The sequence below is a fragment of the Citrobacter gillenii genome, assembly GCF_013337685.1.
Classification (GTDB): Bacteria; Pseudomonadota; Gammaproteobacteria; order Enterobacterales; family Enterobacteriaceae; genus Citrobacter; species Citrobacter gillenii.
Window position 1 is genome coordinate 374,330 of record NZ_SUQN01000007.1, and the last position, 20,930, is coordinate 395,259.

The 20,930-nt window shown below is 52.3% G+C and carries 22 protein-coding genes; 13 read left to right on the forward strand and 9 right to left on the reverse strand.

The annotated features are described in order from the left end of the window. The gene (gene dnaA / locus FCH32_RS18535) at positions 1 to 1,404 is read right to left on the reverse strand and encodes a chromosomal replication initiator protein DnaA (RefSeq protein WP_096758996.1); all 1,404 of its coding nucleotides are present in this window, start codon (positions 1,402 to 1,404) and stop codon (positions 1 to 3) included. 297 nt (positions 1,405 to 1,701) lie between these two features. Here dnaA and FCH32_RS23505 point away from each other — a divergent pair, with 297 nt between their 5' ends. From FCH32_RS23505 to FCH32_RS18565, 7 genes are all read left to right on the forward strand, one after another. Then, positions 1,702 to 1,782: a hypothetical protein gene (locus FCH32_RS23505; protein WP_420838405.1), complete on the forward strand. Its 81-nt coding sequence runs from the start codon at positions 1,702 to 1,704 to the stop codon at positions 1,780 to 1,782. A 228-nt stretch (positions 1,783 to 2,010) separates the two neighbouring features. Then, on the forward strand, positions 2,011 to 2,151 hold the full coding sequence (gene rpmH, locus FCH32_RS18540; protein ID WP_003023858.1) for a 50S ribosomal protein L34: 141 nt from the start codon (positions 2,011 to 2,013) through the stop codon (positions 2,149 to 2,151). A 17-nt stretch (positions 2,152 to 2,168) separates the two neighbouring features. After that, positions 2,169 to 2,528, forward strand: coding sequence for a ribonuclease P protein component (gene rnpA, locus FCH32_RS18545; protein ID WP_096758995.1), 360 nt, complete (start codon positions 2,169 to 2,171; stop codon positions 2,526 to 2,528). Continuing rightward, a complete protein-coding gene (yidD, locus tag FCH32_RS18550) occupies positions 2,492 to 2,749 on the forward strand; it encodes a membrane protein insertion efficiency factor YidD (protein WP_003023846.1) in 258 nt (85 codons plus the stop codon). Before rnpA ends, yidD begins: the two co-directional genes overlap by 37 nt. Positions 2,750 to 2,751: 2 nt before the next feature. Next, positions 2,752 to 4,398, forward strand: coding sequence for a membrane protein insertase YidC (gene yidC, locus FCH32_RS18555; protein ID WP_115259883.1), 1,647 nt, complete (start codon positions 2,752 to 2,754; stop codon positions 4,396 to 4,398). Positions 4,399 to 4,506: 108 nt separating this feature from the next. Then, a complete protein-coding gene (gene mnmE, locus FCH32_RS18560; RefSeq protein WP_096758993.1) occupies positions 4,507 to 5,871 on the forward strand; it encodes a tRNA uridine-5-carboxymethylaminomethyl(34) synthesis GTPase MnmE in 1,365 nt (454 codons plus the stop codon). A 62-nt stretch (positions 5,872 to 5,933) separates the two neighbouring features. Then, positions 5,934 to 6,371 (forward strand): hypothetical protein, encoded by a 438-nt coding sequence (locus tag FCH32_RS18565; RefSeq protein ID WP_174361323.1) that lies wholly within the window; start codon positions 5,934 to 5,936, stop codon positions 6,369 to 6,371. Positions 6,372 to 6,394: 23 nt separating this feature from the next. Here FCH32_RS18565 and FCH32_RS18570 read toward each other — a convergent pair whose 3' ends face one another. Next, complete coding sequence (locus tag FCH32_RS18570; protein WP_174361324.1) at positions 6,395 to 7,090, reverse strand: HAD family hydrolase; 696 nt, start codon at positions 7,088 to 7,090, stop codon at positions 6,395 to 6,397. A gap of 91 nt (positions 7,091 to 7,181) precedes the next feature. Between FCH32_RS18570 and FCH32_RS18575 the strand changes: the two genes are divergently transcribed. The 5 genes from FCH32_RS18575 to FCH32_RS18595 all read left to right on the forward strand — a co-directional run bounded on the left by FCH32_RS18575 (position 7,182) and on the right by FCH32_RS18595 (position 11,834). Then, positions 7,182 to 8,027 (forward strand): LysR family transcriptional regulator, encoded by an 846-nt coding sequence (locus tag FCH32_RS18575; RefSeq protein WP_244958432.1) that lies wholly within the window; start codon positions 7,182 to 7,184, stop codon positions 8,025 to 8,027. A 184-nt stretch (positions 8,028 to 8,211) separates the two neighbouring features. Continuing rightward, a complete protein-coding gene (locus FCH32_RS18580) occupies positions 8,212 to 9,393 on the forward strand; it encodes an MFS transporter (protein ID WP_117342604.1) in 1,182 nt (393 codons plus the stop codon). Next, positions 9,362 to 10,321: an HTH-type transcriptional regulator YidZ gene (gene yidZ / locus FCH32_RS18585; protein WP_174361325.1), complete on the forward strand. Its 960-nt coding sequence runs from the start codon at positions 9,362 to 9,364 to the stop codon at positions 10,319 to 10,321. The genes FCH32_RS18580 and yidZ overlap by 32 nt, the downstream gene beginning before the upstream one ends. Positions 10,322 to 10,487: 166 nt before the next feature. Further along, positions 10,488 to 11,237: a 4'-phosphopantetheinyl transferase family protein gene (locus FCH32_RS18590; RefSeq protein WP_174361326.1), complete on the forward strand. Its 750-nt coding sequence runs from the start codon at positions 10,488 to 10,490 to the stop codon at positions 11,235 to 11,237. 30 nt (positions 11,238 to 11,267) lie between these two features. Then, positions 11,268 to 11,834, forward strand: coding sequence for an NADPH-dependent FMN reductase (locus tag FCH32_RS18595; protein ID WP_096758989.1), 567 nt, complete (start codon positions 11,268 to 11,270; stop codon positions 11,832 to 11,834). A gap of 54 nt (positions 11,835 to 11,888) precedes the next feature. On the opposite strand, the gene adeP is transcribed toward FCH32_RS18595, so the two are convergent. Further along, positions 11,889 to 13,226 carry an adenine permease AdeP gene (adeP, locus tag FCH32_RS18600; protein WP_138140552.1) on the reverse strand — a complete coding sequence of 446 codons (1,338 nt, stop codon included), beginning with the start codon at positions 13,224 to 13,226 and terminating at the stop codon, positions 11,889 to 11,891. A gap of 167 nt (positions 13,227 to 13,393) precedes the next feature. On the opposite strand from adeP, the gene yieH reads away from it, so the two are divergent. Then, positions 13,394 to 14,059 carry a 6-phosphogluconate phosphatase gene (gene yieH, locus FCH32_RS18605; protein ID WP_096758988.1) on the forward strand — a complete coding sequence of 222 codons (666 nt, stop codon included), beginning with the start codon at positions 13,394 to 13,396 and terminating at the stop codon, positions 14,057 to 14,059. 120 nt (positions 14,060 to 14,179) lie between these two features. On the opposite strand, the gene phoU is transcribed toward yieH, so the two are convergent. From phoU to FCH32_RS18635, 6 genes are all read right to left on the reverse strand, one after another. After that, positions 14,180 to 14,905 carry a phosphate signaling complex protein PhoU gene (gene phoU / locus FCH32_RS18610; protein WP_115259878.1) on the reverse strand — a complete coding sequence of 242 codons (726 nt, stop codon included), beginning with the start codon at positions 14,903 to 14,905 and terminating at the stop codon, positions 14,180 to 14,182. A gap of 14 nt (positions 14,906 to 14,919) precedes the next feature. Further along, positions 14,920 to 15,693 carry a phosphate ABC transporter ATP-binding protein PstB gene (pstB, locus tag FCH32_RS18615; protein ID WP_003023821.1) on the reverse strand — a complete coding sequence of 258 codons (774 nt, stop codon included), beginning with the start codon at positions 15,691 to 15,693 and terminating at the stop codon, positions 14,920 to 14,922. Positions 15,694 to 15,800: 107 nt separating this feature from the next. Continuing rightward, the gene (gene pstA, locus FCH32_RS18620; RefSeq protein ID WP_096758986.1) at positions 15,801 to 16,691 is read right to left on the reverse strand and encodes a phosphate ABC transporter permease PstA; all 891 of its coding nucleotides are present in this window, start codon (positions 16,689 to 16,691) and stop codon (positions 15,801 to 15,803) included. Further along, positions 16,691 to 17,650: a phosphate ABC transporter permease PstC gene (gene pstC / locus FCH32_RS18625; RefSeq protein WP_096758985.1), complete on the reverse strand. Its 960-nt coding sequence runs from the start codon at positions 17,648 to 17,650 to the stop codon at positions 16,691 to 16,693. Before pstC ends, pstA begins: the two co-directional genes overlap by 1 nt. Positions 17,651 to 17,794: 144 nt before the next feature. Beyond that, positions 17,795 to 18,835 carry a phosphate ABC transporter substrate-binding protein PstS gene (gene pstS, locus FCH32_RS18630; RefSeq protein WP_096758984.1) on the reverse strand — a complete coding sequence of 347 codons (1,041 nt, stop codon included), beginning with the start codon at positions 18,833 to 18,835 and terminating at the stop codon, positions 17,795 to 17,797. Positions 18,836 to 19,169: 334 nt separating this feature from the next. Then, positions 19,170 to 20,921 (reverse strand): amidohydrolase, encoded by a 1,752-nt coding sequence (locus FCH32_RS18635; RefSeq protein ID WP_117342607.1) that lies wholly within the window; start codon positions 20,919 to 20,921, stop codon positions 19,170 to 19,172. Positions 20,922 to 20,930 lie beyond the last annotated feature (9 nt).

The window sequence follows — 20,930 nt, forward strand, 5'->3', positions numbered from 1 at the left end:
TCACGAAGATAATGTTCTGATTAAATTGGAGAAATCTTCTTTAATATCATGGCTTTCTTCACGCAACTGTTCAATCTTGCGACAGGCATGAAGCACGGTAGTATGGTCACGCCCACCAAAGGCGTCGCCAATTTCCGGCAAACTGTGGTTGGTAAGCTCTTTTGCCAGCGCCATCGCCATCTGACGCGGACGCGCTACCGAACGAGATCGACGCTTAGAAAGCAGATCCGCAATTTTGATTTTGTAATACTCAGCCACCGTCTTTTGAATATTGTCGATGGTGACCAGTTTTTCCTGTAATGCCAGCAGGTCGCGCAGCGCCTCACGCACAAAATCGATAGTAATCGCCCGGCCAGTAAAGTTGGCGTTAGCAATCACGCGGTTCAGTGCGCCTTCCAGTTCACGCACGTTAGAGCGTAAACGCTTGGCAATAAAGAACGCCACCTCGCCTGGCAGACGAATATCGTTTTCGTCAGCTTTTTTCATCAGGATCGCAACGCGCGTTTCCAGTTCAGGTGGTTCGATCGCGACGGTCAGTCCCCAGCCAAAGCGGGATTTCAGACGATCTTCAACGCCATTGATCTCCTTCGGATAGCGATCCGACGTCAGGATGATCTGCTGATTACCTTCCAGCAGGGCATTGAAGGTGTGGAAAAACTCTTCCTGGGATCGTTCTTTATTAGCAAAGAATTGAATATCGTCAATCAGCAACGCATCAACCGAACGGTAGTAGCGTTTAAACTCTTCGATCGCATTGTTTTGTAGGGCTTTAACCATGTCCTGTACAAAACGCTCGGAGTGCATATACACCACTTTTGCATTCGGCTTGCGCGCCATAATCCCGTTACCCACAGCATGCAACAGGTGGGTTTTACCCAGACCGGTACCGCCATAAAGGAATAGAGGATTGTAGGCGCCGCCAGGATTGTCCGCCACCTGACGAGCCGCCGCGCGCGCCAGTTGGTTAGATTTACCTTCAACGAAGTTATCAAACGTGTGTTTGACGTTGACGTTAGAGCGATAGGTTGGTTCTGCCGGGGCCGGGACGTTATCCCAACCCGAACGTGCTGCAGGTGCGGCTCGTTGCGGCTGAACTTGTTGCGCTACATACGCAGGTGCGACAACGTGATTAACCGGCGTCTTCAGCGTTTGCGTGACGGGTTTGGTACCGACTTCAAAGCGTAGCTGTGGGGCATCTGCTCCGCAGAAGTTATTCAGCAATCCATTAATATTATTAAGGTATTTATCCCTTACCCAATCGAGCACAAAACGGTTTGGCGCATACAAAGCCAGCGTGTTATCGCTCAGTTCCGCCTGCAACGGGCGTATCCACATACTGAATTCTGTGGCTGGTAACTCATCCTGCAATCGGGCAAGACACTGCTGCCAAAGCGAAAGTGACACGGCGGACTCCACTCGAACAAAAGTCGATAAATGACAAAGGCTGAAACATTCATGATTGTTGGCGCACGTCGAAAAGACCCTGCGTGAGGGTGACGTGCGAACCGCTGTCTGCGGTTATATGCCTGATCAGGATCCATTGAAACGATCAGGACCGCGGATCATAGCCTAAACTGAGCGAGAGATCTTCTGTTTCTCACAGATTCTTCCCGATTTATCCACAGGATGATCCAGAATCGGCTAAGTGTAAACGATCCTGGAGAAGTGCTGCAGGTTTTCGCGCGCATATTGAAAAAATTAATGAGTAAAGATGCTTTACTGCGAAAACGATCTAATAAAGATCCCGTGCGATCCTTGCGCTTTATCCACCAGCCCGTATAATTCTTACCCCCAGCGAGTAAAGGTCGCCTCACGGCGTCAACGCTGCCTGTTTTTTACGCGAAACCATGCGGAAAAAAGCGGGAATTAAGGAAAGAGAATTGACTCCGGAGTGTACAATTATTACAATCCGGCCTCTTTAATCACCCACACTGTGGCGTAAGTCGTTCGAAGTTCGTTCGGGTATACGCAAAAGTCAGTGAATTTATTCAAGTTTAGGTAGAAATCGCCATGAAACGCACTTTTCAACCGTCTGTACTGAAGCGCAACCGTTCTCACGGCTTCCGTGCTCGTATGGCTAATAAAAATGGTCGTCAGGTTTTGGCACGTCGTCGTGCTAAAGGCCGTTCTCGTCTGACCGTTTCTAAGTAATAAAAGCTAGCCCCTGAGTGGTTAAGCTCGCATTTCCCAGGGAGTTACGTTTGTTAACTCCCACTCATTTCACATTCGTCTTCCAGCAGCCACAACGGGCTGGCACGCCGCAAATCACCATTCTCGGCCGCCAAAATTCGCTGGGGCATCCCCGCATCGGTCTAACGGTCGCCAAGAAAAATGTTAAACGTGCGCATGAACGCAACAGGATTAAACGCCTGACGCGTGAAAGCTTCCGTTTACGTCAGCACGAACTTCCAGCAATGGATTTCGTAGTGGTGGCTAAAAAAGGGGTTGCCGACCTCGATAACCGTGCTCTCTCGGAAGCGTTGGAAAAATTATGGCGTCGCCATTGTCGCCTGGCTCGCGGGTCCTGATAGCCCTCATTCGGGTCTATCAACGCCTGATCAGTCCGCTGCTTGGGCCGCATTGCCGTTTCACTCCAACCTGTTCGAGCTACGGAATTGAGGCATTGCGCAGGTTTGGAGTGATAAAAGGCAGTTGGTTGACGGTGAAACGCGTATTAAAATGCCACCCTTTACACCCTGGTGGTGACGATCCCGTCCCACCCGGACCATTTGATACCAGAGAACACTAACGATGGATTCGCAACGCAATCTTTTAGTCATCGCTTTGCTGTTCGTGTCTTTCATGATCTGGCAAGCCTGGGAGCAGGATAAAAATCCGCAACCTCAGGCTCAACAGACCACGCAGACAACGACCACCGCAGCGGGTAGCGCCGCCGACCAGGGCGTACCGGCCAGTGGCCAGGGGAAACTGATTACGGTTAAGACTGACGTGCTTGATCTGACCATCAACACCCGTGGTGGTGATGTGGAACAGGCTTCACTGCCAGCTTACCCGAAAGAACTCGGTTCTACCGAACCGTTCCAGTTACTGGATACCACGCCACAGTTCATCTATCAGGCACAGAGTGGCCTGACAGGTCGTGACGGCCCGGATAACCCGGCTAACGGCCCGCGTCCGCTGTACAACGTCGACAAAGACGCTTTTGTACTGGCTGACGGTCAAAATGAACTGCAGATCCCGATGACCTATACAGACGCCGCTGGCAACACGTTTACCAAAACGTTTGTTCTCAAGCGCGGTGAGTATGCGGTAAGCGTTAACTACAGCGTGCAGAACGCCAGCGAGAAGCCGCTGGAAATCTCCACCTTTGGTCAGCTGAAGCAATCCATCAATCTGCCCTCTCATCTCGACACTGGTAGCAGCAACTTTGCGCTGCATACCTTCCGTGGCGCGGCTTACTCCACGCCTGATGAGAAGTATGAGAAATACAAGTTCGACACCATTGCTGAAAACGAAAACCTGAACGTCAACGCTAAAGACGGCTGGGTCGCAATGCTGCAGCAGTATTTCGCCACGGCATGGGTTCCGCGTAACGACGGCACCAATAACTTCTATACCGCAAATCTGGGTAACGGCATTGCCGCTATCGGCTATAAATCTCAGCCGGTACTGGTTCAACCGGGCCAGACAAGCGCGATGACCAGCACCCTGTGGGTTGGCCCGGAAATTCAGGATAAAATGGCGGCCGTTGCACCGCACCTGGATCTGACCGTCGACTACGGTTGGTTGTGGTTCATCTCTCAGCCGCTGTTCAAACTGCTGAAGTGGATCCATAGCTTCCTGGGTAACTGGGGCTTCTCTATCATCGTTATCACCTTTATCGTTCGTGGCATCATGTACCCGCTGACTAAAGCGCAGTACACCTCCATGGCGAAGATGCGTATGCTGCAGCCGAAGATTCAGGCAATGCGTGAGCGTCTGGGCGATGACAAACAGCGTCAGAGCCAGGAAATGATGGCCCTGTACAAAGCTGAGAAGGTTAACCCTCTGGGCGGCTGCTTCCCGCTGATCATCCAGATGCCAATCTTCCTGGCACTGTACTACATGCTGATGGGCTCCATTGAACTGCGCCATGCGCCGTTCGCACTGTGGATCCATGACCTGTCTGCACAGGACCCGTACTACATCCTGCCGATCCTGATGGGCGTAACGATGTTCTTCATTCAGAAGATGTCGCCGACCACCGTGACCGACCCGATGCAGCAGAAGATCATGACCTTTATGCCGGTCATCTTCACCGTGTTCTTCCTGTGGTTCCCGTCAGGTCTGGTGCTGTACTATATCGTCAGCAACCTGGTAACTATTATTCAGCAGCAGCTGATTTACCGTGGTCTGGAGAAGCGTGGCCTGCATAGCCGCGAGAAAAAGAATTCCTGATTCGGTTGTAGGCCGGATAAGGCGAAGCCGCCATCCGGCAAACGGAACATAAATTAAAGGGCGGTCGATTGACCGCCTTTTTTATTATTGGTATTTAAGAGACATATCATGAGCCATAACGACACCATCGTCGCTCAGGCCACCCCACCGGGACGTGGTGGTGTGGGTATTCTGCGCATCTCCGGCCTGAAAGCCCGCGAGGTTGCAGAATCCGTACTGGGCAAACTGCCAAAACCACGTTATGCCGACTACCTGCCGTTTAAAGATGCCGATGGTAGCACGCTGGATCAGGGGATTGCCCTGTGGTTCCCCGGTCCAAACTCCTTTACCGGTGAAGACGTTTTAGAATTGCAGGGCCACGGCGGCCCGGTCATTCTCGACCTGCTGTTAAAACGTATTCTGACTATTCCCGGCCTGCGTATTGCCAGACCCGGTGAGTTCTCGGAGCGCGCGTTCCTGAACGATAAACTCGATTTAGCCCAGGCAGAAGCCATTGCCGACCTGATCGATGCCAGTTCAGAACAAGCCGCACGTTCCGCGCTGAACTCCTTGCAGGGTGCGTTCTCCGCCCGCGTAAATCACCTTGTGGAAGCACTCACTCACCTGCGCATCTACGTGGAAGCGGCGATTGATTTTCCGGATGAGGAAATCGACTTCCTCTCTGACGGTAAAATTGAAGGCCTGCTTAATAACGTCATCGCCGATCTCGATGCCGTACGGGCCGAAGCGCGTCAGGGTAGCCTGCTGCGTGAAGGGATGAAGGTGGTGATCGCCGGACGTCCTAACGCCGGGAAATCAAGCCTGCTGAACGCCTTAGCGGGCCGTGAGGCGGCGATTGTCACCGACATTGCTGGCACCACCCGCGACGTGCTGCGCGAACATATTCATATCGACGGTATGCCGCTGCATATCATCGACACCGCCGGTCTGCGTGACGCCAGTGACGAAGTCGAACGCATTGGTATCGAACGCGCCTGGCAGGAAATCGAACAGGCCGACCGCGTGCTGTTTATGGTGGATGGCACCACCACCGATGCCGTCGACCCGGCCGATATCTGGCCTGATTTTATCGCACGTTTGCCGACGAAGTTACCCATCACCGTAGTACGCAACAAAGCGGATATCACTGGAGAAACGCTGGGCCTTAGCGAAGTAAATGGCCACTCACTGGTTCGCCTCTCCGCGCGTACAGGTGAAGGCGTGGACGTGCTACGCAACCACCTCAAGCAGAGCATGGGTTTCGAAACCAATATGGAAGGGGGTTTCCTGGCGCGCCGTCGTCACCTGCAGGCACTGGCAGAAGCGGCAGAGCATCTCGAGCAGGGCAAAGCTCAGCTGTTGGGCGCCAGGGCCGGAGAATTGCTGGCAGAAGAGCTACGCCTCGCGCAGCAGAATCTCAGTGAGATCACTGGGGAGTTTACCTCCGACGATCTGCTGGGACGGATTTTCTCCAGCTTCTGTATTGGTAAGTAAACCAGCAACCCCGAATTAGCGCTGGATTAATTCGGGTTATTATTTCCAACAGAGGTATCATCATGAGTATGGATTACTGGCTGCAGGCATTTGATAAAGGCGAGGAGGGATTTTTCCCACTTTCCATCGTAGAAGAGGCATTTGGTGACGCGCTTACAGAGAAAAAAATATCTCATAGTGAAACCGCCGGAAAAATACTCGTTTCATACAATCTTAAATATCCTCAACAACCAGAATATTACCTCTCTGTATGGGCGACCGATGATGCAGTTCCGTTAGCCAGTGACCTTGATTTTGTGCATATTCCGGAAGCTGATGCTTTCTGGCAGAGTCTGGTCGATATTCTACAGGCCACGCATACGGCTCTGTACTGGGCTGATACTGAAAACGCACTGGTTATTGGGCAGCAAGATACCCGACAGCACTTGCCGCCGGATATGATTGAAACGCTGGGAGAACCACGCCTGGTGACATCATTTGAACAACTTTGGCCGCAGTAATAACGCCTGCCCCAGAAAAGCAGTCACCGTCCCATGCGTACAGAATGTCCGGATGGAAACAAAAGCACCTGGGTGCTATCGTCTTCATACACAACGCGGACATCCCGAAAGTCAGGGATAACGCTCATCGCCCCATGAGACAGTAAATTATCACCGCCGATCCCGACACAATACGCTCCGGCCGCAACGGCAGACGTTACCCCGCTTTGAGAGTCCTCAAAAACCACAGTTTGATTCGCCGGGATACCCAGATGCTCGGCCGCCAACAGGTACGGATCGGGGTAAGGTTTTCCCCTGGCGACATCGTAACGTTCGACAATCACCGAGATGCAAGACTGGGCATTAAGCAATGTTATCACCCGATCAATTTTCTCACGACAACCACTGGTGACGATTCCCATCGTTATCCCGGCCGCCTTCAATGAAGAAATCAGTTCCATCACACCAGTAATAACATTGTAGCTGGCGGTATTTTCAACATGGATTATATGCTGCTGGACTTTTTGTTGATCAACCAGTGGAAGATCATGAAATAGCGCACGAATGGTATGCGCCCCCGGCTGCCCATGAATATGTTGAGTAATCTCTTCTTCGCTAATGTGTCGACCGTACATGTCAGCCGCTTCACACCATGCACGCTCAATAACGACATTAGAATCTATCAGAACACCATCCATATCGAAGAGTATCGCCCTTTTTACCGATTTATTTTGATACATTACTATCGACCTTATTATAAATAATTATCCCTCACCAGTATCTGCCAGATTATAATACTGTGTATAATTCCATTTTTTCAGAGTTCGATAAATGTCAGGAATGGATATACGACTCATACGCGCATTTGTTGCTGTCGCAGAACACGGTAACTATCACAAAGCCGCTGAAGTGCTCCATCTCACACAGCCGGCGCTGTCTAAACAAATCCAGGCGCTGGAACAGCAGATCGGCGGTAACCTTTTCCAGCGAGGCCGCCACGGAGCGGCACTCAGCGAACTGGGTCATCAACTCTATTCAAGTGCAAATGAATTACTCGAACAGCATCATCGTTTTCTCCTTTATGCTCAGGACATCCAGAAAAAGAGTCATGAGCGTTTATGTATTGGATTTGGTATTTCATCTTTTAATAACGTTCCGGCGTGGATTAATACTTTTCAGTCCCAACAACCTGATACAGAAATATCAGTAAGCCATATTCCATCAAGTGTACAATGTAACTTATTAGTAACCAGAGAGCTTCATATTGGTTTTGTGCGACTTCCTGCCGCTGAATCGCTTAACTCATTATTAATTAAGCGTGAAAATTTACGGCTGGCGGTGCCGTCAGATAAAAATTTACAGCAAAAAAGTGTACTGGATCTTTTATTATCAAATTCTATCTTACAAATGAATCCAACCCAGAGCCCTTGCCTGGCAGAGCAGACAGCGTTATACCTCCAGAAAAATGGCATCATCACTCAGCCCTTATCCGTTACGGATGATATTCACGCCTTATTGGCGCTGGTTGCCGCTGGTTGCCGCTGGTTGCCGCTGGCAATGGTGTCGCATTGCTACCAGAAAGCGTCCGTCATTTCCTGCCTGCGGGCGTGGAGCTACGCCATCCGGAAACAAGCCTCGCAAGTTGGAATATTGGTATGGTCTGGAACCCTCAGTTAAACCATACACGACGGGATAAATTCATCAAGATGGTAAAAGAAGCGCCAAATCAGCCTATTGAAGAGGCTAACAGCCAACCAATTTAGCATCATTTCCTTTCAGGAAATCACTGTTGTCCGAATGGCAACTCGTGCTACTGACGCTCTCCCCGTATTCTTAGCGCCACATTCCTCATGAGGTCGCTATGACACGCTTTTTAATCTGCAGTTTTGCCCTGGTTCTGCTTTATCCTGCCGGTATTGATATGTATCTGGTGGGGTTACCGCGTATTGCCGCCGACCTTAACGCCAGCGAAGCACAGCTGCATATTGCATTTTCGGTGTATCTGGCCGGAATGGCCGCGGCGATGCTGTTCGCCGGTAAGATTGCCGACCAGTCGGGTCGTAAACCGGTCGCGATTGTCGGCGCCCTGATCTTTATTTTTGCTTCCGCCCTGTGTTCATTCGCCGAGAGCGGTACGCCGTTCCTGGTGGGCCGTTTTATTCAGGGAATTGGCGCAGGCTGCTGTTATGTAGTGGCCTTTGCGATTTTGCGCGATACGCTCGACGATCGCCGCCGGGCGAAGGTGCTGTCTCTGTTGAACGGTATCACCTGTATCGTGCCAGTTCTGGCCCCGGTAATGGGGCATCTGATTATGCTCAAATACCCGTGGCAGAGCCTGTTCTACACAATGATTGGTATGGGCGTGGCAGTTTGCCTGCTGTCGGTGTTTATCCTGCGAGAATCGCGCCCAGCGACGCTCTCAAGGTCTGCGGGTGTTGAGCAGCGCACCGAATCGCTGGTAAACCGCTTTTTCCTCAGCCGACTGGCGATTACCACGCTCAGCGTGTCGGTGATCCTTACCTTCGTCAACACCTCGCCGGTGCTACTGATGGAGGTAATGGGTTTTGACCGCGGTGAATACGCCACGACCATGGCGATGACCGCAGGGGTCAGTATGGCGGTCTCTTTCTCCACGCCGTTCGCCCTGAGCCTGTTTAAGCCCCGTACCCTGATGCTGGCCTCGCAGGTGCTGTTCCTGAGCGCAGGCGTGGTTCTAACCCTTGCCAGCTCGCATGCAGTTACACTGTTTGGCCTGACGTTAATCTGTGCCGGATTCTCGGTCGGTTTCGGCGTTGCCATGAGCCAGGCGCTGGGACCGTTCTCGCTGCGAGCGGGCGTCGCCAGCTCAACGCTAGGCATCGCCCAGGTTTGTGGCTCATCACTGTGGATTTGGCTGGCGGCTGTCCTCGGACTTGACGCGTTGAATATGCTGATCGGGATTCTGATTGGCTGTAGCATAGTGAGCATCATGCTGATTATCACTGTTGCTCCTAACCGGTCCGCGCCTACTCATGAAGAAATCCCTCAGCAGTCTCGATCTTAATTTACTGCTCTGCCTGCAGCTCCTGATGCAGGAGCGCAGCGTCACCAAAACCGCCAAACGGATGAACGTCACGCCGTCGGCGGTCAGTAAATCGTTGGCGAAGCTGAGATCCTGGTTTGACGATCCGCTGTTTGTAAACACCCCGCTGGGGCTGACGCCGACGCCGTTGATGGTCAGTATGGAACAGAACCTGGCGGAGTGGATGCAGATGGGCAATCAGTTGCTCGATAAGCCGCATCACGAAGCACCGCGCGGGTTGAAGTTTGATCTGGTGGCCGAGACGCCGCTGGTGATGATCATGTTCAACGCGCTCTCGCAGCAGATTTATCAACGCTATCCGCAAGCGTCCATCAAAGTGCGCAACTGGGATTACGATTCGCTGGACGCCATTATTCGCGGTGAGGTGGATATCGGGTTTACCGGGCGCGAAAGCCACCCGCGCTCACGCGAGTTGCTGAGCCTGCTGCCGTTATCTATCGACCATGAAGTGCTGTTTTCCGATCTCCCCTGCGTCTGGCTGCGCGAAGATCATCCGGCGTTACGAGAAGAGTGGAACCTGGAGACCTTCCTGCGCTATCCGCATATCAGCATCAGTTGGGAACAAAGCGATACCTGGGCGCTGGACGATGTGCTGCAGGAGATAGGACGCAAACGCACTATCGCCCTGAGTCTGCCGGGGTTTGAGCAGTCGCTGTTTATGGCCGCTCAACCGGATCACGCGCTGATAGCCACCGCCCCGGTCTATTGTCAGCGTTATAATCAACTCCACCAGCTTCCACTGGTGGCGCGCCCGCTGCCCTTTGATACCGCACAGCTGGAAAAAATGCGCGTACCGTTCACCCTGCTCTGGCATAAACGTAACAGCCACAATCCAAAGATCGTCTGGCTGAAAGACACGATCAAGACGCTCTATCGTGATATGTCCTGACACTGCGCGCCCAAATTGTTGCTAAATTAACCATGATAGTGTCAGAAATGTAAATGTCGCGTAATGTATCCCGTTTTCGCCTGATTTTTAGGCAGCAAAGCCTGCCTGGACGCCGTGTAAATGTTACTCTGGTAATAATCACGGACCATTAATCACGGAGCGAAAAATGGCGACACATTTTGCCAGAGGGATTCTTACGGAGGGACACCTGATTTCAGTTCGCCTCCCTTCTCCATGTCATATCGAAGCAAACAGCCTCCCAACTCACCGCCGAACACGCTTTCTGGCCTCCAGAAGCCTCCTCGCTGAACTGATGTTTATGCTTTACGGCACCAGCTCGCTACCCGAAATCGTGCAACATGCCAAAGGCAAACCGGTCTTTCGCGATAAAAATCTGCCCGGATTTTCCATTTCCTACGCCGGAAATATCGTCGGCGTGGCGCTGACGACAGAAGGCAGCTGCGGCCTGGATATGGAACTTCAGCGAGCAATCCGTGGGTTTAACTATCCACATTCGACGGACACCAGGCGCTTTTCCAGCAACGAAAACCTGTGGATCAACAACCAAAGCGATCCGAATGAAGCACGCGCACAGCTCATTACCCTGCGCCAGAGCGTACTCAAACTTACCGGTGATATGAGCAATGACGATCCGCGCGAACTCCAGTTGTTACCCGGCGCCGGACGCCTGAAATGCGCCCATACGGCGCAGATCGAAGCCATTTGCGATGCGGAAGATGTGCTGGTGTGGTCGGTCGCGGTGACGCCAGCTATTGAAAAACTCAAGGTTTGGGAGTTTGATGGTAAGCAGGATTGGAAAAGTTTGCCCGATATCCAGACTCGCGCCAATGCGCCAACGGGCCGCCTGATCCGCTTTTCTCAATTATCCGCAGCGAAGAACTGCACGCTTAACTGATTTAACCTTCATGATGAAACAGGAGTAACCATGTCCGAAACATTGAATGTTGTTACGTTACTGGGGAGCCTGCGCAAAGGCTCATTTAATGGAATGGTTGCCCGTACGCTGCCAAAAATTGCCCCGGCAGGGATGGACGTCAACGCATTACCGTCGATTGGCGATATTCCACTGTACGATGCCGATCTCCAGCAGGAAGAAGGTTTTCCGGCAAGCGTAGAAGCGCTGGCGGAGCAGATCAGAAAAGCGGATGGCGTGGTGATTGTCACACCAGAATATAACTATTCGGTACCAGGTGGACTGAAGAACGCCATCGACTGGCTGTCCCGTCTACCCGATCAGCCTCTGGCAGGCAAACCGGTGCTGATCCAGACCAGCTCAATGGGCGCGATTGGCGGTGCCCGCTGTCAGTACCATCTGCGCCAGATTCTGGTGTTCCTTGACGCCATGGTCATGAATAAACCGGAGTTTATGGGTGGTGTCATTCAGAATAAAGTGGATACACAAACCGGCGAAGTGATTGATCAAAGCACGCTGGATCACCTGACGGGCCAGTTAGCCGCCTTCGGGGATTATATTCAGCGCGTAAAAGCATAAAAGAAAAAGCCCGCCAGCAGTAATGCCGGGCGGGCTGTAGAGAATACCGATATTTTAGTGTGCGTCGATAAACACAATCTTCAGCACAAACAGCAGCGCCACAACGATCACGCATGGGCTGAGGTCGCGGAAGCGTCCGGTACCGATTTTCATTACACAGTAGGAAATAAAGCCCAGCGCGATACCTTCGGTAATCGAGAAGCTAAACGGCATCATCACGGCGGTAATAAACGCCGGGACCGCTTCGGTCAGGTCATCCCACTTCACGCGTGACAGGCTGGAGGTCATCAGCACACCGACATAAATCAGCGCACCTGCTGCCGCATAGGGCGGCACCATTCCCGCCAGCGGCGACAGGAAAATCACCAGCAGGAACAGGATCCCCACCACGACAGCCGTCAGGCCAGTACGCCCGCCAACTGAAACCCCGGAAGACGACTCGATATACGCAGTCACTGAAGAAGTACCGATAAAGGACCCGGCAACCGAGGAGACGCTATCCACAAACAGCGCCTGCTTCATGCGCGGAAACTTACCTTTTTCATCGGCCAGACCCGCTTTGTCCGTCACACCAATAAGCGTACCGGAGGAGTCGAACAGGTTAACCAGCATGAAAGAGAAGATCACCCCCGCCAGCCCCAGGTTGAACGACCCGGCAAGGTCAACATGGCCCACAACGGTGGTGATGCTCGGTGGTGCAGAAACGATACCGTTATAGTGCACATCGCCCAGCATCCAGCCCAGCAGGGTGGTGACGATAATCGAAACCAGCACCGCCGCATGAATGTTGCGGGACGCCAGAATAGCGATAATGAAGAAGCCCAAGACCCCCAGCAGCACGCTGTGAGAAGTCAGATTACCAATGGAAACCAGCGTATCCTTGTTCGCCACGATAACGCCGGCATTTTTCAGCCCCATCATGCCGATAAACAGACCGATACCGCTGGTGATCCCCACGCGCAGACTGACCGGAATGTTGGCAATCATCCAGTAACGCACGCGGAAGATAGTCAGCAGCAGCAGACCCACCGCACCCCAGAAGATAGCGCCCATACCTACCTGCCACGGCAGGCCCATTGCCTGTACCACGACGAACGCGAAGAAGGCGTTCAGCCCCATCGCTGGCGCCAGCGCCACCGGCAGGTTAGCGAATACGCCCATCAGGATACTGCCCAGCGCCGCAATCAGACAGGTGGTCACGAAGACGGCACTGGTGTCCATTCCGGCTACGCCCAGAATTTGCGGGTTGACGAAAACGATGTAGACCATCGTCAGGAACGTGGTGAAACCGGCGATCACTTCGGTCCGTGCCGTCGTGCCATGTTCGCGCAGTTTAAACACGCGTTCCAGTATGCCCCGGCCAGAAGCCTGGGTTGTGTGTTGTTGACTCATTATCAATTTCCGAACAAGGAGGGAAAATTCGTCGCTATCCTATACCAAAATGCGACAATAGGGTGGGTTATGAGCGATTTTTTTCCATTGATTTTGCTTATACGGCAACGATTGCGTCGCCCAATAATGCTGTACGTAAACGTTAAACTTGTTAAAACGGAAATGACATGTCCCAGATAGAAGCTGTATTTTTTGACTGTGACGGAACCCTCGTCGACAGTGAAGTCATTTGTTCTCGCGCGTATGTCAGCATGTTCCAGGCGTTTGGCATTACGCTCGATCTTGAAGAGACGTTTAAACGCTTCAAGGGGGTAAAGCTCTACGAGATCATCGACATTATCAACGACGAGCACGGTGTCGAACTGGCAAAAGCCGAACTAGAACCGATTTACCGCGCCGAGGTCGCACGCCTGTTCGATACGGAACTGGAGGTGATTGCGGGTGCCAACGCGCTGCTGGATAGCATGGCAGTGCCGATGTGCGTGGTGTCGAACGGTCCGGTCAGCAAAATGCAGCACTCGTTGGGCAAGCTAGGCATGCTGCATCATTTCCCGGATTTACTGTTCAGCGGCTATGATATCCAACGCTGGAAGCCCGATCCGGCGCTGATGTTCCATGCGGCAAAAGCCATGAACGTCAATCCGCAAAACTGCATTCTGGTGGATGATTCTGCAGCGGGTGCGCAGTCAGGGATTGATGCCGGGATGGAGGTGTTCTACTTCTGCGCCGATTCGCACAACAAACCGATCGATCATCCTAAAGTGACGACCTTTACCGATCTGGCACAGTTGCCGGCATTGTGGAAGGCGCGGGGTTGGAATATCGTCGATTAAACAGTAGGCCTGATAAGCAAAGCGCCATCAAGCGGATGGCGCAGAATGCCGGATGCGGCGTAACGCCTTATCCGGCCTACAATAGCGACGCCGGGGATCCCGGCGAACGCAACAAGCCGCTTATTCCTTCGGGTCTTTACCCGCCAGCAGCTTATCCAGCTCATCGCCTCCGACGTGACGGAAATCTTGTCCCTTCACGAAGTAGAAGATGTATTCGCAAATATTCTGGCAACGGTCACCGATACGCTCGATAGAACGGGCGCAGAACAGTGCGGTCAGCACGCTCGGAATGGTGCGCGGGTCTTCCATCATATAGGTCATCAGTTGGCGTACGATGCCCTCATATTCCTGGTCAACTTTCCTGTCTTCACGGTAAATACGCACCGCTTCGTCCAGATCCATCCGCGCAAATGCATCCAGAACATCATGCAGCATTTGCACCGTATGGCGACCCAGTGATTCCAGGCTTACCAGCAACGGCTGATGCTGCAGGGAGAATTTCTCCAGCGCGGTACGGCAAATTTTATCCGCTACATCACCAATACGTTCCAGCTCGGCGATAGTTTTGATGATTGCCATCACCAGGCGCAGGTCGCTCGCCGTCGGCTGACGCTTGGCAATGATGCGCACACAGGCTTCATCAATCGCCACTTCCATCATGTTGACGTTCTTATCGCCCTCAATGACGCGCTTCGCCAGCTCGCTGTCCTGGTTGTGCATAGCGGTAATGGCATCAGAAAGCTGCTGCTCCACCATGCCGCCCATGGTCATTACCTGGGTGCGGATGCTTTCCAGTTCTGCGTTGAACTGGCCGGAAATATGTTTATTAAGGTTCAGACTGTCCATAACGCGCTCCTGAATCAACCGTAACGGCCGGTGATATAATCTTCTGTTTGTTTCTTCGCGGGCTTGGTGAACAGATCGTCCGTGTTGCTGAACTCAATCAACTCGCCCAGGTACATAAACGCCGTGTGGTCGGAACAACGCGCAGCCTGCTGCATGTTGTGGGTAACGATAACGACGGTGTAATCCTCTTTCAGCTCGGTGATCAGCTCTTCAATACGCCCGGTAGAGATCGGGTCGAGCGCCGAACACGGCTCATCCAGCAGCAACACCTCAGGCCGAATGGCAATACCACGCGCAATGCACAAACGCTGCTGCTGACCACCGGAGAGAGAGTACCCGCTCTGGTGTAGTTTATCTTTGGTTTCATTCCATAATGCGGCCTTGGTCAAGGCCCACTGCACGCGCTCGTCCATATCTGCACGCGAGAGTTTTTCAAACAGACGGACACCAAACGCGATGTTGTCGTAGATGGACATCGGGAACGGCGTCGGCTTCTGGAACACCATCCCTACTTTGGCACGCAGCAGCGCGATATCCTGGGTATTGGTGAGAATATTGTCGCCATCCAGCAGAATTTCACCTTCCGCACGCTGTTCTGGATACAGTTCAAACATTTTGTTGAAGGTACGCAGAAGCGTTGATTTACCACAGCCTGATGGCCCGATAAACGCCGTGACCTGGTTTTTAGCGATATCCAGGTTGATGTTCTTCAGGGCATGGAATTTGCCGTAGTAGAAGTTCAAATCACGAACCTGAATCTTACCTGGGGCAGTATCAACCATACTCATTTCAATCTATTCCTTATCATGCCTGATGGCGCGCAGCTTATCAGGCCTACAAATATGTTCGACCGTAGGCCGGATAAGGCGTTTACGCCGCCATCCGGCAATTCGTCTTAACCGTGTTTCTTCTTCGCGAAAATAACGCGCGCCAGAATGTTCAGCAGCAGTACGCACAGGGTAATAATCAGCACCCCGGCCCAGGCCAGTTGCTGCCATTCCACAAATGGGCTCATCGCAAACTTAAAGATGGTCACCGGCAGGTTGGCTATCGGCTGCATCATGTCGGTGCTCCAGAACTGATTGGAGAGCGATGTAAACAGCAACGGAGCGGTTTCACCGGCAATACGCGCAATCGCCAGCAAAACACCGGTGATAATGCCGGAGACAGACGCCTTCAGGGTGATCGCTGAAATCATCTTCCACTTCGGCGTACCCAGCGCATAGGCCGCTTCACGCAGGCTATCCGGCACCAGTTTGAGCATGTTTTCGGTGGTACGAATCACGATTGGCACCTGCAGCAGCGCCAGCGCAATCACGCCCGCCCAGCCAGAGAAGTGCTCCATTTTCGCGACGACCACGGTGTAAACGAACAGACCCACAACAATCGACGGCGCAGACAGCAGGATGTCGTTGATAAAGCGGATAATCTCAGCCAGCCAGGACTTACGCCCGTACTCGGCCAGATAGATGCCCGCCATAATACCGAGCGGCGTACCCAACACGGTCGCCCACAGGATCAACAGCCCGCTGCCCGCCAGGGCATTCGCCAGACCGCCACCCGCCGTATTCGGCGGCGGCGTCATTTCAGTGAACAGCGCCAGCGACATACCGTCGATACCGCGAACCACCGTTGAGAACAGTATCCACACCAACCAGAACAGACCGAACGCCATCGTCCCCATTGAGAGTGTCAGTGCGATGCGGTTTTTCAAGCGGCGACGCGCCTGCATCTTACGACGAGACTCCGCCAGCGCGGCGGTGTTTTGCATATCAAGCGTAGCCATTAGCGTGCCCCCTCGTTCTTCGCAAGGCGCATGATCATGAACTTAGACGCTGCCAGCACGATGAAAGTAATCACAAACAGGATCAGCCCCAGTTCCATCAACGCAGCCACATGCAGGCCAGATTCCGCTTCGGCAAATTCATTCGCCAACGCAGAGGTAATACTGTTACCCGGCATAAACAGCGATGCACTGTCGAGCTGGTAGGTGTTACCGATGATAAAGGTCACCGCCATGGTTTCACCGAGCGCGCGGCCAAGACCCAACATCACGCCGCCAATCACCCCATTTTTGGTGAACGGCAGGACGATGCGCCAGATGACTTCCCAGGTAGTACAGCCGATGCCGTAGGCTGACTCTTTCATCAGTACCGGCGTTTGTTCGAACACATCGCGCATGACCGCCGCAATGTACGGGATGATCATAATGGCCAGGATCACACCGGCTGCCAGAATACCGATACCAAAGGCCGGACCCGCAAACAGGGCACCCACAAACGGTATGTTGGAAAGGATGTTACCCACCGGCTCCTGAAAGTAGGTTGCAAACAGCGGGGCAAAAATAAACAGGCCCCACATGCCGTAAACAATACTCGGGATCGCCGCCAGCAGTTCAATTGCAATGCCCAGCGGGCGACGTAACCAGTTAGGTGCTAACTCAGTCAAAAATAAAGCGATGCCGAAGCTCACCGGAACGGCGATCAGCAAGGCGATAAACGAGGTCACCAGCGTACCGTAAATCGGTACCAGCGCACCGTAGATGTCGTTTGGCGCATCCCACTCTTTGGTCCACAAAAATGAGAAACCAAATTTTTGAATGCTTGGCCAGGAGGAGATGATCAGAGAGACAATAATGCCACCCAACATCAATAGCACAATCAGCGCAGCCAGTTTTACCAGCACGCTGAATATCATGTCACCCTTTTTACCCGGTGGGTTAAAAGCAGGCTTGGTTGCAGCCATAAATCACTCTTTAAGTTAAACTCGTTTACTCAGTTGCCCATGCCGGATGGCGCTACGCTTATCCGGCCTACACTCTGGGCCTACGGTAGAAACCGTAGGGCGGATAAGCGTAGCGCCATCCGCCAATTCGTCAAAGATATTCTATTAGTACAGTGCTTTACCGCTGCTGTCTTTCACGTTGGTCTTCCATGCAGCACGAATCTGCTCAACCACGTTATCCGGCAGGCTGGCGTAATCCAGGTCATTCGCCTGTTTACCGCCATTTTTGTACGCCCAGTCAAAGAACTTCAGCACTTCAACGCCCTGCTCAGGTTTCTTCTGCTCTTTGTGAACCAGGATAAATGTGGTGGACGTAATCGGCCACGCCTCATCACCTTTCTGGTTAGTCAGATCCTGGGCGAAGGTTTTGCTCCAGTCAGCACCTTTTGCCGCATTTGCAAAGTTTTCTTCGGTCGGGCTTACCGGTTTACCGTCAGCAGAAATCAGTTTGGTATAGGCCAGGTTGTTCTGCTTAGCGTAAGCATATTCAACGTAACCAATGGAGCCTGGCAGACGCTGTACGAACGCGGCGATACCGTCGTTACCTTTACCACCCAGACCGGTTGGCCAGTTAACGGTAGAGCCTGCACCAATTTTAGATTTCCACTCTTCGTTCACTTTTGCCAAGTAGCTGGTGAACACGAAAGAGGTACCGGAACCATCAGCACGACGCACAACGGCGATGTTCTGCGAAGGCAGTTTCAGCCCTGGGTTCAGTTTGGTGATGGCTTCATCATCCCACTTCTTGATTTTGCCGAGGTAGATATCACCCAGGGTCTTACCGTCCAGCACCAGTTCGCCAGATTTCAGGCCTGGAATATTTACAGCCAGCACGACACCGCCGATCACGGTCGGGAACTGGAACAGGCCTTCCTGTGCCAGTTTCTCATCAGACAACGGTGCATCAGAAGCGCCGAAATCAACGGTATTTGCCGTAATTTGTTTTACACCACCGGAGGAGCCGATACCCTGGTAGTTGACTTTACTACCGGTCTCTTTCTGATAAGTATCAGCCCATTTGGCATACACTGGCGCAGGAAAAGTTGCACCTGCACCTGTCAGGCTCGCTGCGGCAAATACAGAGAACGCGCTCATGGATAAGGTCGCGGCGACAACAGTTGCGACAGTGGTACGCATAACTTTCATAATGTCTCCTGCACGGTTTTCGTAAATCATTGTTTGAGTTGCTACTGTGAGCAAAATAGGACAAACAGGTGACAGTTAAATGTACGAAATATGACAGTTTTATGACAATGAAAAAAAGTGAAATACAGAATTTAAAAAATACTGCAAAAACAAGTTATTAACGCATTTCATGACAATAACATTTCGCGAAAATTTTATTTTTATGACACTTAAAAGCGTAGCCAAGGATGACTATTTTTCATCAAAATGCCGTGATGTATTTCTTTTCTAACGGCTCAAAAAACAGGCTATCGTAATGTAAAAGACCACCTCCCGGTGGCCTTTCAGCAGCAGTTTACTTCCCGCTATAGACTTTTTTTCCGGCAAACATCGTCCAAAGCACCGTGGCATCCCGTAGCTTTTCAATACTCACTTTCTCAAGGTTGCGATCGAACAACACCAGGTCAGCACTTTTCCCTACGGCAATTGAGCCCGTTTCTTTATCGCGGCCAATAACTTTTGCTGCATTCAGGGTGTAGGCCTGTAGCATCGCGGCACGGCTGATTTTTTCACTCTCAGGTGGCAGTTCGCCCTCTTCCCCCATCCGCGTAACTGCCGTGTAAATGGCAAACAGCGGGTTGGGGCTAGATACCGGCCAGTCGCTGGCCCCCGCAATCAGCGCGTGATGGCGGAACAGATCGCCAGCAGGATAAAGGTGTTGGAGTAACGGCGCTGGCACTTTGCCATCCAGCAGAGTTGTCGTTGCACCGTCTTTACCCGCCCACAGCAACTGCATAGACGCTGCGACGTTCAACTGCTGAAATTGAGGGAGGCTCTGCGGGTTGACGATTTCCAGGTGGGTAATGCTGTGCAATATGCCGCTGTTGCCATTCTTTTCGCGCGCACAGGCAACCGCATCCAGTGACTCCTGCACGGCGCGATCGCCGATAGCATGAAAGTGGGCAATCAATTTTTCGGCATCCGCTTTGGCCACCAGCGAACAGAACGTCACTTTATCCAGCGAGTTACTACCACTGTAGCCAAGTCGATTCAGGTATGACTGACTCAACTTCGCCGTCTGGGACGGATATTCAATCACTCCGTCCTGAAAGATTTTAATCCCAGCCAGCTTGATATCGGGTATTCCGGCATATTTATCCCTGATAGCCACTACGTCATCAATGGCTGCTGGAGAAGCGTTAATATTGACCAATGCCAGACCGGTTACGTGGGCGGTGAGTTTTCCGTCCTTCGCCAGAGAACTGTACGCCGGAAGTAGCCCTTCATCGTTGCGTCCCGGGTGAGCATCAAATGACGGTGCCAGCGGGCGCAGGTTGCTCAGCGGCTCCATCCAGGCGGTGATACCATAGCGGTTCATCACCTTTGATCCAGCGATAATCGACTGCGCAATTTTGTCGTTATCGACGGGAGGAATGGCACCGAGCACCCGATCCCATGCGCCTTCGGAGACAAAGCCGTTGAGTTTTCCATTGGGGGTTAGCCCAACATTGGTTCTTATACTGTTGCCAGCGTCAGCAATGGCCTGGGGATCCAATTTGGCTTTACGTAACATGGCGTTATTAACCCAGCCGGTATGGGCATCCGATCCAGCCAGCACCACCGGCGTATCCTGATATTCTGGCGCATTAAATACGCTATCCAGCAGGCTAATATTGTCCCAGTAATCCAGGGATACATTGCTGTAAAACTGGACACCATGGAGATCGCGCTGAGGGTTACGCTTATTTTTATCGACAAACGCTCTAATCGCTGCCGCTTTTGTCATCCCTTCAGGAAATTCGACGGTGATCGTTTTAAATCCGCCATCAGCAACATGGGCGTGGCTGTCGATCAACCCCGGCATCAGGTAATTACCCTGCAAATCAATGCGAATAGCATCAGAACCGGCCTTCTTCAGCACATCGTTGAACGTTCCCACGGCAATGATTTTTTTGCCTTCAATAGCGATGGCTTGTGGAGAAGGATTATTTGGATCGGCGCTGTAGATTTCCCCGCCAAAGATAATCATTTTATTACCTTCCAGAGCAGAGACCGTGGAAGACGTGACGGCCAGTGAACATGCCAGAAAGAGCATTGAAATTCTCATGAAAAATTA